Origin of the sequence: Bradyrhizobium sp. Pha-3 (genome assembly GCF_042258325.1) — a bacterium.
GTDB classification, from domain to species: domain Bacteria; phylum Pseudomonadota; class Alphaproteobacteria; order Rhizobiales; family Xanthobacteraceae; genus Bradyrhizobium; species Bradyrhizobium elkanii.
On record NZ_CP170151.1, the window covers coordinates 106,971 to 122,607 of the forward strand.

A 15,637-nucleotide genomic window follows, 5' to 3' on the forward strand; every position below is an offset into this window, starting at 1 on the left:
ATGCTCAAACAAGACTTCCATGAGTGACGACGCATCACATAACATTCTCGTGCTCGGCGCGTCGGGCCTGATCGGGCGCACCATCACCGACGATCTGAGGGCGCGCGGCCTTCACGTGATCGGCATCGCGCGGCACTTCACGCCGGCGCAGAAAATGAGCGCGGGCGACATCGAGCTGCCGGTGATGTCGATGGATGCCGCGGCGCTGACGCAGCTGCTCCGCACGCACGAGGTAGACGTCGTCGTGAACTGCCTCGGCGTGCTGCAGGATGGCCCGGGCAGCGACACAAGCGCGGTGCATCGCGACCTCGTCGCGCGGCTGTTGCAGGCGATCGGTGACAGCCACCGCGCGATCCGTCTCGTCCATATCTCGATTCCCGGCACGGCCGATGCGGACCGCACCGCCTTCAGCATCACCAAGCGCGAGGCCGAACGGCTGATCGCGGCGTCCGGGATTCCCCATGCGATCCTGCGTCCGGGCTTCGTCATCGCGGCTTCGGCCTATGGCGGCAGCGCCATGCTGCGCGCGCTGGCGGCGCTGCCGGTCGATCTGCCGGCCGAGGAGGCCGCGACGCCGTTCCAGCCGGTCGCAGTCGAGGATATCGCCGCCACCATCGCCTGGCTTGCGGCGCGCGATGTCGCCGATGAGGCGGTGCGATCGGTGACATGGGACCTGATGCAGAAGCAGCCGATTTCGCTCGGCGGCGTCATCGCCCAGTTCCGCCGGTCGTTCGGCACGGCAAAGCATCTCCGCATCGCGACACCGTCGTTGCTGATCGATCTCGGCGCCCGCCTCGGCGATCTCGCAAGCCGGCTCGGCTGGATGCCGCCGCTGCGCTCCACCGCGATCGCCGAGCTGCGCCGCGGCGTCACCGGCGATCCCGCAGGCTGGATGCAAGCGACCGGCATCGTGCCGAAGACAATCGCGCAAGCGGTCGGCGGGCGCCCCGCGACCATTCAGGACAAATGGTTCGCGCGGCTGTTCCTGATCAAGGCGCTGATCTTCGTAAGCCTCGTGCTGTTCTGGGTCGGATCCGGCTTCATCGCGCTGGTGATTTCCTATGACGCCGCGGCGGGCATCTTGCGCGCGCACCATTTCCCGCCCGCTTTGGTCGGGCCGGTGACGGTGTTGACCAGCCTGATGGACATGAGCATCGGGGTGCTGATCGCGATCCGCCGCACCGCGGCGTTCGGTCTGATCGCAGGCATCATCGCCTCGCTCGGCTATATGGCGGGATCGGCGATCCTGACGCCGGATCTCTGGATCGAGCCGCTCGGCGCGCTGGTGAAGACCGGACCTGCGATCGTGCTGATGCTGGTCGCGCTGCTGATGCTGGATAACCGGTAGCGTTTTCGAGCGAAGTGGCAACCGGTTCGCGTGAAGAAAACGCGTCGAAAGAAATCGAGATGAGCACTTGGCCCGACGACGACGTGATCCTCTATGACGGCGTCTGCATCTTCTGCTCGCGCTGGGTCCGCTTCGTCATCGCCCGCGACACGGCACGCCGCTTCCGCTTCACGCCGATCCAGTCCGGCTACGGCACGCGGCTGGCAAGGGCATTCGGCATCGATCCTGACGACCCCGACACCAACGCCGTCGTCCATGGCGGCGTCGCCTACATGAAATCCGATGCGGCGCTGACGGTGCTGAGCCATCTCCCCGGCTGGGGCTGGACCCGCACACTGTTCGCGGTGCCCAAGCCGCTGCGCGACGCCGTCTACAGCCTCATCGCCCGCAACCGCTACCGCATTTTCGGCAAGTACGAGACGTGCTTCGTGCCGGATGCGGATATGCGGGCGAGGGTGCTGGAGTAGAGGCTGGAGGTCGGAGACTATCCAAATAATAAGAGCCACTTTAGATTGAATGGCGCTGAGATAGTTGTGCGCGAAGGTTTCGTCTATGGCCAAGGCAGTTTTTACTTCAAAGGTTACACCGAGCTACAAGGACCTGCCCGAAGAGAGGTATCACTTTCCGCGCACATACCTAAATTATGTCCAGCAGACCGTCGGCGACTATATCGTCTACTATGAACCACGAAGATCGAGCCCTGACCTTTCAAGTAGGGGAGGTCGTCAATCTTATTTCGGTGTCGCTCGCGTTAGCTCAGTGATTGAGGACGTCGAATTACCAGACCATTACTTTGCAATTATCGATAGCGCGACGTATCTGGATTTCGACACGGTCGTCCCGTTTCAGGAGCAGGGTGAATACTACGAGAGTGCACTCGAGAAGGATGACGGCAGCACCAATAAGGGTGCGTTTGGTCGAGCTGTACGGCTCATCCCCGATAATGAATTCGACCGGATCTTGCGAGCTGGGTTTGCGCCGATCCTTGGCGAGGTGCCTTCGCTGGAGGCGCCGTCGCCACCTGGATATTCCGAACCGCCAACACCGTTCGAACGACCAGTTGTCGAAATGGTTGTTTCCCGGCCGTTTCGAGAAAAATCATTTATGCACAGTGTACGAGCGGCCTATTCCAACAGATGTGCCATTACAGGTTTGCGGTTGATCAACGGCGGGGGCCGCCCCGAAGTGCAGGCCGCACACATTCAGCCAGTGGCGTCAAACGGACCCGACTCAGTTCGAAACGGGCTGGCGTTGTCCGGAACAGTGCACTGGATGTTTGATCGAGGGCTCATCTCGATTGACGACGATTACAAGATACTAGTTTCCAAGAATCACGTTCCCGAAGATGCCGTTAGGCTTCTCAATCAAAGCGGATTGATCAATCTTCCGAAAGATCAGACCCTCTATCCAAACCCGCACTATCTGAAATTCCACAGAGACGTCGTTTTCAAAAAGTGAGACGGCCTCACTGCCGGGCAACTATTCTGGTCGGTTGGTCGCCGCCACCACTTCCTTCGCCGCCCGCTCGCCGCTGTCCCGCGCGCCGTGCGCGGTCGAGAAAAATTCCGGCGACGTCGCTTCGCCGGCGAAGAATAGCCGGCCGTCGACCGGCGCGGCCAGCACGGCGCGCTTGTCGGCGTGGCCGGGCAATGCGTGCGAGTAGGAGCCGCGGGCGAACGGGTCGTGGGCCCAGCGGGATTCGCTGAGCGGCTTCAGCTTACGGCGGAAATCGCTGCCGAGGAAGGAGACGATCTCGTCGATGCTGTGCGCGGCGATGGCGCCGTCGCCAGCATCTTCAAGCTGTCGCGCAAAACGGCCGCCGAAGAAACCTTCGATGCAGGGCTGGCCGAACGGGCGGATGTGATAGGTGCCCATCTCGGTGCGCATGGTGGCGCCGCGCAGATTGCCCTCCTTCGGCAGCGCCTCGGGCTCGGCGAGCGCCAGCGTCACCTTGTCGGCGAGGCCGAGCGGCAGGCCGCGCGCGGCGTCGAGCTTGTCCGGCAGCGCAGGCGAAAAGCGGATCGCCTGATCGGCGATCAGGTCGGTCGGCACGGTGACGATCACCTTGTCCGCCTCAAGCACGCCGCGCGAGGTCTCGATGCGGATGCGCTTGCCGGAATGATCGATCAGCCTGACCTCGCAGTTCAGCGCGACCGGCACCTGTGCGCCATAGGCCGCGACCAGTGCACCATAGCCGCGCCGCACCCGCCAATTGATGTCGGTGTCCTCATAGGCATCGACATCGAGGATCGAGACCTGGTCGAGCTCGCAGCCGTTCACATAAGTGGAGATCGCATCGATCATCGGGTTCCAGCGGTTGCCGGGCTCGAGGTACAGGCTGGCCGGGCGGTCCTTGCCCTGCTGCGCCGCCTGCTCGATGCGGTCGTAGAATTGGTCGAGCGCGTGCGTGAAGTCGTCGCGAGCGGCCTGCGGGAACGCCTCGCCGTAGGCGCGCTCGCGCCACGGCGGCAGGTCCTTGTTGAGCTCGAAGTTGAGTTGCCGGGCGATACCGACAAAGCTGTTCTGGTCGGCCGAATGCAGCCAGCCGCAGCCGACGTCGAACACCACGTCAGGCGCGGCCTGAATCGTATGCGCGCGGCCGCCGAGGCGGTCGCGGGCTTCCAGCACGATCGTGGAGAGGCCGGAGTCCTTCAGCGCATTCGCGGCACCGAGGCCTGCGGCGCCGGCGCCGATGATGGCAACATCGATCGTGGAGGGAAGGGAGGTCATGTTCCGGCTCTAGCACGTCTGGAAAGACGCCTAAAGTCACCCCGCGCATAACGTCATCACCCGCGCATGCGCATGCGGGTGATCCAGCATTCCAGAGACAGCAGTGATAGAGCCGATGAGCCGCGGCGTACCGGGTGCCCCGGTCAAGCCGGGGCACGACAGGCTACTACGCCGCCGCTTAAGCCACCGCTTAAGCTACAGCTTAAGCCACCGCTTCCTTGGCCTTTTCGGCGCGCTTGCGGTCGTTCGGGTCGAGGTGCTTCTTGCGCAGCCGGATCGACTTCGGCGTCACCTCGACGAGCTCGTCGTCCTCGATATAGGCGAGCGCCTTTTCCAGCGTCATCCGGATCGGCGGCGTCAGGCGCACCGCCTCGTCCTTCGAGGTGGTGCGGATGTTGGTGAGCTGCTTGCCCTTCAGCACGTTGATCTCGAGGTCGTTGTCGCGGGTGTGCTCGCCGACGATCATGCCCTTGTAGACCTTCCAGCCCGGCTCGATCATCATCGGGCCGCGGTCCTCCAGCTTGAACATCGCATAGGCCACCGCCTCGCCCTGGTCGTTGGAGATCAGCACGCCGTTGCGGCGACCCTGGATCTCGCCCTTGTAGGCGGCATAGCCGTGGAAGATGCGGTTCATGATCGCGGTGCCGCGGGTGTCGGTGAGCAGTTCGCCCTGGTAGCCGATCAGGCCGCGGGTCGGCGCGTAGAACACCAGCCGCAGGCGGTTGCCGCCGGAGGGGCGCATCTCGATCATCTCGGCCTTGCGCTCGCTCATCTTCTGCACGACGACGCCGGAATGCTCCTCGTCGACGTCGATCACGACTTCCTCGATCGGCTCCTGCCAGGCGCCGGTGGCCTCGTCCTTCTGCAGCACGACGCGCGGGCGCGACACCGAGAGCTCAAAGCCCTCGCGGCGCATGGTCTCGATCAGGATCGCGAGCTGCAATTCGCCGCGGCCGGAGACCTCCATCGAATCCTTGTCGGCGGCCTCGACGACGCGCAGCGCGACATTGCCCTCGGCCTCGCGCATCAGGCGGTCGCGGATCATGCGCGAGGTCACCTTGTCGCCTTCGGTGCCGGCGAGCGGCGAGTTGTTGACGATGAACGACATCGACACCGTCGGCGGATCGATCGGCTGCGCCGGCAGCGGCGTCTCGACCGTGGGATCGCAGAAGGTATCGGCGACGGTGCCCTTGGTGAGGCCCGCGATCGCGACGATGTCGCCGGCCTCGGCCTCCTCGAGCGGGGTGCGCTCGAGGCCGCGGAAGGCGAGGATCTTGGTCAGGCGGCCGCTCTCGATCAGCTTGCCGTCGGCGGACAGCACCTTGACCTGCTGGTTCGGCTTGATCGAGCCGGACGAAATGCGGCCGGTGATGATGCGGCCGAGATAGGGATTGGCCTCGAGAATGGTGCCGATCATGCGGAACGGACCTTCCTCGACCTTCGGCGGCTCGACGTGGCGCACGATCAGGTCGAACAGCGGCTGCATGCCGAGATCCTTCGGACCCTCCGGGCTCTCCGCCATCCAGCCCTGCTTGGCCGACCCGTACAGAATCGGGAAGTCGAGCTGTTCTTCGCTGGCGTCGAGCGCGGCGAACAGGTCGAACACCTCGTTGATGACTTCGGTCGGGCGTGCGTCGGGACGGTCAACCTTGTTGATCACGACGATCGGCTTCAGCCCGATCTTGAGCGCCTTCGACACCACGAATTTGGTCTGCGGCAGCGGGCCCTCGGCGGCGTCGACCAGCACTAGTGCGCCGTCCACCATGTTGAGGATACGCTCGACCTCACCGCCGAAGTCGGCGTGGCCGGGGGTGTCGACGATGTTGACGCGGATGTCCTTCCACTGCACCGAGGCGGCCTTGGCCAGGATGGTGATGCCGCGCTCGCGCTCCAGGTCGTTGGAGTCCATGGCGCGCTCGGTGACCTTCTGGTTCTCGCGGAAGGTGCCGGATTGCTGCAGCAGGCGGTCGACGAGGGTGGTCTTGCCGTGGTCGACGTGGGCGATAATGGCGACGTTGCGAAGGTTCATGGCTCTTCTTCTGGTCGTGCAATGGTCAGATGCGCGATCTCGCCGGACCAGTTTGGCCGGCCGCTCGCTCACGTGGCCCAATCGGGGCCCGGATCACGCTCATACCCAAGAAATTTGACGGGGACGCATCACCCCAAAAAGGAAGCCCGGTCTTAGGACCGGGCACCTTGCGCGTTGCGGCGCAATATAGTCAGAAAACGCCAAAAAACAACGGTTTATTGGTGGTTTAAGTGCCTGATTTTCGCTCCGGAAGCCGGTTTTGAGTGGCTTTTCGGGGGCGATTCAGCCTCTTCTCTGCGTACGCGAGAACACAATCAGTCCAAGCCCGCCAAGTGCCACCAACACGGCGAGCCCGGTGATCGGGTCGCTGCCGGACCCGCCCAGCGTGGCGTTGAGGACCACGCAGAGGACGCCTGGGATCAGCAGAAGTACCCCCACGATCAGCATGAAGATCGTGCAGCCAGGTGGCAGTCGCGGTTCCCGCCACGGCGGCTCTGCCGGCGGGGGCGTGTCGGAATTGCTCATGGTGACCTAGCTCCCCTTGATCGCGGCGCGGATTAGCATCACGCCGGCAAAGCCGACCGCGAGCCCGAGCAAAGCCAGAAAGAGGAGCCCGGGATCGGGGCTCGCCGAGGTGAAGGCGCCGACCCCGAACAGGACCGCGCAGAGCCCCGGCAGCAGCAGCGCCACGCCAAACAGCGCCATGAATGCGGTGGCGCAGCCGCCGCGCTGCGGAGGGAGCCGTGGAGGCAGCGAGGGCGGAGGCGATCCGTCGGGCATGATGGGCCGGCTCTCGTCGCTCATCGCGGCACCTCCTCGCTTTGCCGCGTCTCGCGGTAAGTCTGGCCGGCCATCGCGGCGCGGATGCCGTCGATCTTTCCGTCGCGGTAGAACAGATTGTAGGTGTCGAACGGGATGATCGCGCCGCTCTCGGTGACGAAGTGGATGCAGCTTCGCTTGACGTTGCCGACGCAGAAATTGAAGCGGTCGAGAAACTGCACGATGGTGACGCGGAACACGTTCTCGTAGGTCAATCCCTCCGGTACCTCGAAGCTCGGCAGGCAGCACAGCAATTCGCAGACCCGCTCCGAGGTGTTCAGCGGTCCCGACGACAGCGAGAACAGGTCGACAAACTTCTCCCGCAACACCGGATATTTCTCCGGGCTGATGGTGTTGGGCATCACCGCGATGAGCTGCTCCTGCGGGATCAGCGAGGTCAGCGGCAGCACCTTGTCGCCGTTGCGCAGGCCGTAGCCGATCGAGATGCTCTCGGGATTGCAGGGCAGCGGGATCATGTCGTCGGCGCCGAACACCCCGGTCTCGATCACGCGCCGGCGGATCTCCGACAGCATGATGCGGTCGGTGTCCTTGTTGAAATGCTCGTTTCGGCCGGCATCCTGCACCGGCTGCAGCGTGACGCCGCGGACGCACGTCCAGGTCAGCGCGTGGCGGACGATGTCGCCGATCTCGCCGTCGTTGACGCCGCGCTTGATGGTCGCGACCAGCGTGGTCGAGACGCCGTGGCGCTCGAGATTCTCCAGTGCCTGTTGGCGGATTTTTCGCAAATCCGCGCCGCGCAGATTGACCAGGGCCTCGCGCTGCAGCGAATCGAACTGCAGATAGACCTCCAGCCCGCGCTTGTTCTCGGCGAGCTTCGCCACGAAGTCGGGCTCGCGCGCGATTCTGAGGCCGTTGGTGTTGATCATGACATGGCGGATCGGGCGCGCGCGCACCGCATCCAGAATGGCGAAGAAATCCGGATGCAGCGTCGGCTCGCCGCCGGAGATCTGCACCAGATCGGGCTCGCCCTCGCTCGCGACCAGCGCGTCCAGCATCTTCTCGATTTTCGCCAGCGGCGTGAAGCCGGTGCGGGCCGGCGAGGAATCCGCAAAGCACACCGGGCAAGTCAAATTGCAATGCTCGGTGATCTCGATCAGCGCCAGGCAGGAGTGCTGCTCGTGGTCGGGGCACAGTCCGCAATCATAGGGGCAGCCGAATTCGGTGTGGCGCTGGAACGCGAGCGGCCGGTCGCCGGGCTTGATGAAATCCTTGCACAGCCGCCAATAGGCCGCATCCGTCGAGACCAGCGTCGACTGCACGCCATGCTGCTTGCAGCGCTTCTCGTACCAGACCTCGTTGCCTGATATCTGGATCTTGGTCGGCACCAGGGCCAGGCAGGTTTCGCAGAGAGACTGGGTCTGGCCCCAGAAGATGTAAGGGCGTGCCTTACGCAGCGGCGCGTTCATGCTTCAAGCTCACATTCGGCGCCGTCGCCAGCATGACGGCGGCGTAAATCATGACAAGCAGCGACAGCAGGTGAAACAGCGAGAATGGTCCGATCAGCGCGCCATAGGGCTTGATGAACTCCCACAGGAAGCGCTGCAGCCCGTAGTAGAGCAGCACGAGGTAGAATCCGTTGGTGATGACGGCGGCATTTCGGTTCAATACGGCCCAGACATAGAAGGCCGCGAATGCCGCCATCGCCAGACTCTCGTAGAGCTGCACCGGATGGCGCAAGACGCCATCGCCGAAATCATGGCCCCAGGGCAGCGTGGTCGGCGTGCCATAGGTGAAATCCTCGAGCCCCGCGAAATAGCAGCCGAGACGGCCGACCGAGACGCCGATCGCAAGCGGCAGCGCGAACCGCGCGCCGGTGCGCAGCGAAATCCCGTGGTGCCATTTGTAAAGCTCGATCGCGGCGATGCCGCCCGCCAGCGCGCCCTCGACCGAGCGGGCGACACCCGCCATGCCCGAGAACCACAGGTTCAGCGTGCCGAAGATGTAGGCGCCGATGCCGGCGCCGAACAGCAACGCGGCGATGTAGGGCAGCTCGAAGGATTGCCGGGGGAATTGCAGCCCGCGCCGGCGCGACAGCCACCACATGGCGAGCGCGGCCGCGCCCCATGCTGCAACGTCGAAAACGGCGTGGAGTTCAGCCCCACTCATGAGGCGAGTGTAGCGTGATTTTCGCGGTCCGCGATAGCGGCTTCCCGGTTGCAATGGCGGGGCGAGGTTATCAACCGTCCTCATGGGAGCGGCGGGCTGATGGACCACGCCGGCGACGCCGGCCCGCGCAAAACGACAAAGGCTGTAACCGCGCCAGAACGGATATAGCCGATGTTACGACGTCCATCCGAAGCGCTATATCCGAACTGACGGCTGGGCTTTCGACCTTCCCAGGATGACATTCTGTCCGGAGTGCAGAACCCGTCCCGATTGCGCGGAGCGATTGCGATGAGGAAGGCTACGATGGATTTTTCGCGGATGTCGGATGGGATCCGGCTGCATCACGCCTCTCATCGCCACGATGGGCACGATGGTGACGACGAGCCGGGTCCGGCACCGAGCGGCCCGTTTGCAGGGCTCGATGCGCATCCCGCGACCGCGAATTCCCCGCTTTATGACTCTGGCCCAGACCAATCCGACCATCCCACCGCGTCGGGGGGCGACACCGGCGGCCACGTCGGCAACCACACTGCGGCGAGCCTGGATGCTTCGGCAACGAAGCCTGCTGACGGCGCATCCCATTCCGCGACGGGCATCGCTTCGATCGAGAGCGGGGCGAACACCGCCGGGAACGGCGGAGACGGTTACTTTTACGGAGGTATCATTCACGCATCCCTGTTGATCTATGAACCGATCAACATTTCGGTGAGTTTGGGATACGGCTCGGTCGCCGTGGCCAATCAGTCCAACGATTTGAATGTCGATCAATCCGCCTTTCAGATGGCCGGCGTCGGCGGACATGGTGGGAATGACAACCTTGCATCGGGAGGCAGCATCAGTGCTTCCTTGAGTGCTTCCTTGGGCTCCGGCGCGATCGGGAGCGGCGACAACGGCGCCGGAAATGGCGGCAGCGGCCATTTCTCGGGTGCGTTGGTGGACGCTCCCGTGGTGATCTATCATCCGATCAATATTGCGGTGGCGAGCTCAGGCGGCACGGCCTATGCAAGTCAATCGAACACAGTCGACATCGATCAATCGGCTACGCAGATCGCGGGCATCGGCGGAAGTGGCGGAAATGGCAATGGGGCCTTCGGCGGCAGCATCATCACGCTCGACCCCAGTTGGGGATCAAGCAACGGAGGGAGCGTCTGGGACGCTCAAACGGGTGGGAGTCAGGCCGGCAACGGCGGCGACGGCGCGTTCTACGGGAGTCTCGTGCATTCCTCGATCGTAGTGTACGACCCGATCAACATCGCAGTCGCGGGCTATGGCTCCAACGTTCATTCAGTCCAGACGAATGACGCCGACGTGGATCAATCCGTAGTTCAGATCGCCGCCATGGGCGGGCACGGTGGCAATGGCAACGCCGCGACGGGCGGCCATGCAAGCCTTCTCTCCCACGGCCTGTGGGGCGGCTCCGACACGATTGCAACCGGCTCGAACGGCGCAGGCAACGGCGGCAACGGCTATTTTGCCGGCAGCCTGATCGATGTCAGCGTCGCGATCTATGCACCCATCAATATCGCAATCGCGGGGCCCCATTCGACGGCCGTGGCCGATCAGGTCAACCACGTGCACATCGACCAGAGTGCGGTCCAGATTGCCGGACTTGGTGGGGACGGCGGCTACGGCAATCTCGCGCTGGGTGGCGATCTTTCCGCCCATCTTCTGTCGGATCTTCACCTGTTGGCATAGCGAAACATCGCACCGCTCGCGCAGGCCGGCCGCAAGGTAGCGGACTCCCTGCGCATGCAAACCTCGCGCAGAGCCGCCTCCCCGATGCTTCGAGCCCCGATGTCGCGCGACGAACGTCATACTTTCGTACGTAGGTCGACCAACCCGGATGGTGTCCGATTTGACATCTATCGGCAGCGCGCATCGCCGGATCAGACTCGCCCGTGCGCGTCCGCCTGATCGGGATGGATGATGCACGACAGCCAACACAAGGACGGAGGCTCAAATGTTGCCCAAGGCGATCAGCATCTCGGATTCGATCGAATTCAAATCGATCAACACCGGTGGTCAAAGTGTCGGAAATGGCGGCGACGGTACCTTCAAGGGAGCCATCATCAGCAAGCCGACCCTCAACTTCGATCCAACCAACAAGGCAGAAGGCGCCGATGTGCATGTGAACACCGGCGACCACGTCACTCAGACGGCAGATTGGGACGCCGGCGGCGCAAACGCGACGGCCTCGCTGTTTGCGAAGGCCCATGGCGGAAGCGCCGAGTCGAACGGAAGCCAAAAATCCTACAGTGGCCACGATACCTCCAAGGTATATGCCAATACGGATGCCACTCAGATCAACAAGCTCGCGGTGGACCAGCACCAGGAGGTCCTGGCCGGCATCGGCGGCAATGGCGGAGACGGCAACGCCGCGCTGGGTGGAGAAGTGAGCTTCCACCTCGATACATTCTGACCATCGGCTCGTCCGACCGTGGCGGGACCGGCGGTTGCTGCCGGTCCCGCAGTTCAAGCCATGCCCCGCCGATGCCCTGCCGATGCCCTTCTTGGCAGATCGCGTTGGCCGTCGGGCAAGTGCGCCGGACTCGATTTCAGGCGGTGACGATCATGCTGATGCCGCCCATTCGGTTGCCTGTCCTGCCGCAGATCCCGACGCCGCTGCACGCGGCCCTTTGGTCCTGTGCGGGACCGCTTGGTCTCGTATTCGCGTATAGCTGCAGCTACAACCTGCTTTTATTTGCGCCCTCCATCTACCTTCTTCAGATCTACGACAGGGTGTTGTCGAGCCGGAGCGGCGACACGCTGCTCCTGCTCACGCTCATTGTCGCGATCACGGTCGTGGTCGGCGGCGTGTTCGATGCCTTGCGGCGCGCTGTCCTGGGTCGCCTTGGCGCCTGGCTCGACGATCGGCTCCGTCCTTGCGTGCTTTCGGCCAGCCTCGAATCCGCGTTTCGCAGCGATTGGACGCGGGCGTCGGACGCATATCGGGATCTCACCGTGCTGCGCCAGTTCATCGATTCCGGCGCATGTCCGATGCTGTTCGACGCACTCTGGGCGCCCCTATTCCTCCTGGTCCTCTTTCTCATCCATCCCCTGCTTGGCGTGGTAGGCGCCTGCTGTGTGGCTTTCCTCTTCGCTCTCACGGTTGCCGGAGATCTGGTTACCGAGGACGTTCTGCTCAGATCCGGCGCCGCGCTGTCCAGAAGCTACGGCCGCCTGCAGGCCGCCGCAGGCAACATCCACATGATCCGCGCCATGGGAATGCTCGATAGCGCTGCGCGCACGGTCTACCATGACGCGCAGGAGGCACGCAGAGAGCACGATGTGGTAGTCCGGCGAAGCGAGATCGTGATGCTGGTCACCAAGCCGGTCCGCGCGCTGTCGCAGGTGTTGATAATGGGGGCTGCCGCGTGGCTTGTCCTCGATCACGGAAAGAGTCCTGCGATCATTTTTGCTTCGACACTGATGTTCAGCCGCGCGCTCGCGCCGGTCGAAAGTGCGATCGCAGGCTGGAAGTCACTCAGGACGGCCGTGAGTGCCTGTCAACGGCTCGGCGCGGTTCTCGCCGCGTCCCCCGCCGCCGCCGGACGGCAGGATCCGGAGGTTTCGCAGCGGCAAGCGTCGAGCGGTCTCGTTGTCGACAACGTCGGCGTGAGGCTATCGGGGACCAGCCACGTTCTGTTGAACGGTGTCTCGTTCACGCTCGCGAGCGGAGAATGCCTTGGCATTATTGGTGCGTCCGGGTCAGGCAAGTCGCTGCTTGGCCGGGTGATTGCCGGGCTGTCGACGCCAACTCATGGCTGTGTCCTGCTCGACAATACTGACGTCTCGCTGCATCGCGAGGGCCTAAGCGGCCACCGTCTCGGTTATCTCCCCCAGGACATCGACCTGCTCGGCGATACGATAAGCGATATCATCGCACGGCTTGATGATTCCGATCGGCGGAAGGTCGTGGAAGCGGCCAAGCTGGTCGGAATTCATGAGGCGATCATGCGCCTGCCGAACGGGTACGACACGGTGATTCACCGTGAAAAATCCTTCTCGCGCGGATATCGGCAGCGCCTCGGTCTTGCCCGGGCCTTTTTCGGCGGTCCGCGCCTGATCGTTCTCGACGAACCGAATGCCAGTCTCGATTACGGGGGCGAGCGAATGCTGCTGGACGCTATCGAGCGCATGAAGCTCGCCGGTGTCATCCTGGTCGTCGTCACTCATCGTATGGGTCTCCTCGCAGCCACAGACAAGATTGCCATTATGGAGGAGGGGGCGGTCGTCGCTTTCGGCGACAGCGAGGAAATCTTTGAGCGGCACCTGAACCGACCCCAGGTTACCTCGCGGATTGCGCCATGATCCGGAATCCTCTCACCATCTGGAAGCTTCCCACGATATCGAGGCTACCGGCGATCTGGGACCAGCTCGTGCGAACGCCGGCAAGCCCCCCGCTCGCCGGACGATCCGGGGTCGTGGTTACCGCGATCGACGATTTCGAGCCTCTCGAATATCCATGGTGTACGACCCCGACACCCATCTCTCCGCGTGGACGGCTTCGCGGTATCACCTTGGCGGGCAACCTGCTGGTGCTCTGCTTCATGCTGGGGCTCGGCACGTGGGCGTGCCTCGCGCCTCTCGAGAGCGCCGCGATCGCTTCCGGCATCGTGGAATCGGAATCGAGCCGCAAGACGATTCAGCACCTGGAAGGCGGGATCGTCAGGAAGATCCTGGTTTCCGACGGCGATATCGTGCGAAGCGGACAGACGCTGATCGCGCTGGACGACACCCGGCCCGGTTCGGAGGTGCAAAGCCTTCAAGGCCAGTTGTGGGATGCAATTGCTCGTGCCGCGCGGCTACAGGCCGAGCAGCAGAACTTCGAGAGCATCGCAATCCCGAGCGCGCTGGAACAGGACAGCAAGCGAAATGGGGTAGCCGCCGCCGCGGTATCGGCGCAGCAGTTCATTTTTCAGGCGCGCCGGCAGGTTCATGAGGCGCAGCTTGCGGTCATTCGCGAACGGAGGCTTCAAGTCGAGAGGGAGATCGAAGGTCTCAAGGCTCAGCAGAGCGCCACCGGGCAGCGGGTCGACATCGTCCGGGAAGAACTGGATATGGTCACGACGCTCGTGAACAAGGGACTCGAACGGCGCCCGCGGCTTCTGAACCTGCAACGTGAACTGGCCGACGTTGAGGGTCGCCGCGGCGAGATCACCGCGCAGATTTCTCGCGCCGGGCAGGTCATCAGCGAGCAGCAGGCCACATTGTTCAAGCTCGAGAGCGACAGGCAGAACGAGATCGCACAGTCGCTTCGTGAAGCACAGAACCAGATATTCCAGCTCCGCGAGCGGTTGCTTGCGGCCAGGGATCAGCTGTCGCGAACGGAGGTGAAGGCGCCTGAGGACGGCGTGATAACCGACTTGCGGATCCATACGACGGGCGGCGTCATCGGGGCGGGGGCTCCGCTCATGGAGCTGGTGCCCCGGCAAGACCGCCTCATCGTGACCGCCCGCCTGAGGCCCGAGGACATTGATGTGGTTCATCCCGGTCTCAATGCCGAGGTGCATCTCGTGCCGTACAATCAGCGTCGCGTACCGCGCCTGAAGGGAATCGTCGTGCACGTATCGGCAGACCGGCTACTCGACAAGCGTACCGACCAGCCATACTACGCCACCAAGCTCCGGATCGACGACGCGCAGATCGCCGCAAACGACTTCCAGATCGTCCCCGGTATGCCGGTTCAGGTGTTCATCACCACGGGGCGCGGTACCGTCGCACTTTACGCGCTCAGGCCCCTGCTCGACAGCTTCCGCGGTGCATTCAGAGAGGATTGATCCCGCTCAGGGTGACTAGGTCTCCGGCATTGGGGCTGTACCCGGGTCGTGATCGCGATTCTGCGCGAGCGACCGGCCGCGCCAGCGGAGGACCGCTTCCGTGCGATTGTGAGCGGCACATTTCCTCATGATATGCTGAATGTGCATTTTGACGGTGCTTTCCGAGAGCTTCAATTTGGCTGCGATCAGCTTGTTGGGCAGGCCCAGCTCCAATTCCGCCAGAACGTGCTGCTCTCGAGGCGTGAGACCGCTCCTGTCGATGGCCGCCCTGGCTGCCTCGTTCATCAGATATGCGGACGCAAGCCCGCGCGCGTCCGGCGGATCGAAACCCGGCATCCTGTTCATTTCGGCGACCGGCAACGGCCTGTAGACGCCGCCGACAAGAACCAGGCGCAGGCCGGCTATGACGACCTCGATTGGTAGCGAGGTGGGAAGAAAGCCGCGAACACCCCGCTGCATCGCGGCTTGTGCGGTCGGCTCGTCGTCATGGTTTGACAGGATTGCGACGGCGGCATTGGGACAGTGCTCGGCCACGAAGGCGAGATCGTCCTCGACCGAGGGATCGCCGATGGGCTTGTCCGCGATACTCAGCAGCACCAGACGAACGTCGCGGGCCGACATGCAGTCCAGGCCTTGGACCGTTGCCATGTCGAGGATCTCGAAGTCGGCCAATTCCCGCCTGAGGACGTTGAGAATACATGTGCGGGGCAACAGGTGCGGCTCGATGATCACCAGAACCGGTACGTGAAGCGCTCCATTGAGCCGTTTTGAGGAGTCCGTTATGTCGTCCATGATTTCCTCGGA

Annotated in this window: 14 protein-coding genes; 7 read left to right on the plus strand and 7 right to left on the minus strand. The window is 63.5% G+C overall.

The genetic code is table 11. The features are described 5' to 3' along the window. The first annotated feature begins 19 nt into the window (after positions 1–19). The 3 genes from ACE10X_RS00520 (at position 20) to ACE10X_RS00530 (ending at position 2,806) form a co-directional block, all read left to right on the plus strand. A complete protein-coding gene (locus tag ACE10X_RS00520; protein ID WP_304557405.1) occupies positions 20–1,348 on the plus strand; it encodes an SDR family oxidoreductase in 1,329 nt (442 codons plus the stop codon). Positions 1,349–1,407: 59 nt separating this feature from the next. Beyond that, positions 1,408–1,815 carry a thiol-disulfide oxidoreductase DCC family protein gene (locus ACE10X_RS00525; RefSeq protein ID WP_038387715.1) on the plus strand — a complete coding sequence of 136 codons (408 nt, stop codon included), beginning with the start codon at positions 1,408–1,410 and terminating at the stop codon, positions 1,813–1,815. A gap of 85 nt (positions 1,816–1,900) precedes the next feature. Next, complete coding sequence (locus tag ACE10X_RS00530) at positions 1,901–2,806, plus strand: HNH endonuclease (RefSeq protein WP_038387706.1); 906 nt, start codon at positions 1,901–1,903, stop codon at positions 2,804–2,806. 21 nt (positions 2,807–2,827) lie between these two features. Here ACE10X_RS00530 and ACE10X_RS00535 read toward each other — a convergent pair whose 3' ends face one another. The 6 genes from ACE10X_RS00535 to ACE10X_RS00560 form a co-directional block, all read right to left on the minus strand. Next, complete coding sequence (locus ACE10X_RS00535; RefSeq protein WP_038387707.1) at positions 2,828–4,078, minus strand: NAD(P)/FAD-dependent oxidoreductase; 1,251 nt, start codon at positions 4,076–4,078, stop codon at positions 2,828–2,830. Between the two features lie 202 nt (positions 4,079–4,280). Next, complete coding sequence (gene typA, locus ACE10X_RS00540; RefSeq protein WP_016847242.1) at positions 4,281–6,107, minus strand: translational GTPase TypA; 1,827 nt, start codon at positions 6,105–6,107, stop codon at positions 4,281–4,283. A gap of 282 nt (positions 6,108–6,389) precedes the next feature. Beyond that, positions 6,390–6,632: a hypothetical protein gene (locus tag ACE10X_RS00545; RefSeq protein WP_157788131.1), complete on the minus strand. Its 243-nt coding sequence runs from the start codon at positions 6,630–6,632 to the stop codon at positions 6,390–6,392. A 6-nt stretch (positions 6,633–6,638) separates the two neighbouring features. Further along, positions 6,639–6,911: a hypothetical protein gene (locus ACE10X_RS00550; RefSeq protein ID WP_224741276.1), complete on the minus strand. Its 273-nt coding sequence runs from the start codon at positions 6,909–6,911 to the stop codon at positions 6,639–6,641. Continuing rightward, entirely contained in the window at positions 6,908–8,353 is a 1,446-nt protein-coding gene (locus ACE10X_RS00555; protein WP_038387708.1) for a radical SAM protein, read from the minus strand. Before ACE10X_RS00555 ends, ACE10X_RS00550 begins: the two co-directional genes overlap by 4 nt. Next, a complete protein-coding gene (locus ACE10X_RS00560) occupies positions 8,334–9,053 on the minus strand; it encodes a prolipoprotein diacylglyceryl transferase family protein (RefSeq protein ID WP_038387709.1) in 720 nt (239 codons plus the stop codon). Before ACE10X_RS00560 ends, ACE10X_RS00555 begins: the two co-directional genes overlap by 20 nt. Before the next feature lie 303 nt (positions 9,054–9,356). Here ACE10X_RS00560 and ACE10X_RS00565 point away from each other — a divergent pair, with 303 nt between their 5' ends. From ACE10X_RS00565 to ACE10X_RS00580, 4 genes are all read left to right on the plus strand, one after another. Continuing rightward, entirely contained in the window at positions 9,357–10,748 is a 1,392-nt protein-coding gene (locus ACE10X_RS00565; protein WP_244435981.1) for a hypothetical protein, read from the plus strand. Positions 10,749–11,013: 265 nt separating this feature from the next. After that, positions 11,014–11,472 carry a hypothetical protein gene (locus tag ACE10X_RS00570; protein ID WP_375763919.1) on the plus strand — a complete coding sequence of 153 codons (459 nt, stop codon included), beginning with the start codon at positions 11,014–11,016 and terminating at the stop codon, positions 11,470–11,472. Between the two features lie 152 nt (positions 11,473–11,624). Then, on the plus strand, positions 11,625–13,364 hold the full coding sequence (locus ACE10X_RS00575; protein ID WP_080583547.1) for a type I secretion system permease/ATPase: 1,740 nt from the start codon (positions 11,625–11,627) through the stop codon (positions 13,362–13,364). Next, positions 13,361–14,833, plus strand: coding sequence for an HlyD family type I secretion periplasmic adaptor subunit (locus tag ACE10X_RS00580; protein ID WP_038387712.1), 1,473 nt, complete (start codon positions 13,361–13,363; stop codon positions 14,831–14,833). Before ACE10X_RS00575 ends, ACE10X_RS00580 begins: the two co-directional genes overlap by 4 nt. A 15-nt stretch (positions 14,834–14,848) precedes the next feature. Here the strand turns inward: ACE10X_RS00580 and ACE10X_RS00585 are convergent, their stop codons facing one another. Continuing rightward, entirely contained in the window at positions 14,849–15,625 is a 777-nt protein-coding gene (locus tag ACE10X_RS00585; protein WP_038387713.1) for a response regulator transcription factor, read from the minus strand. Between the last annotated feature and the right edge of the window lie 12 nt (positions 15,626–15,637).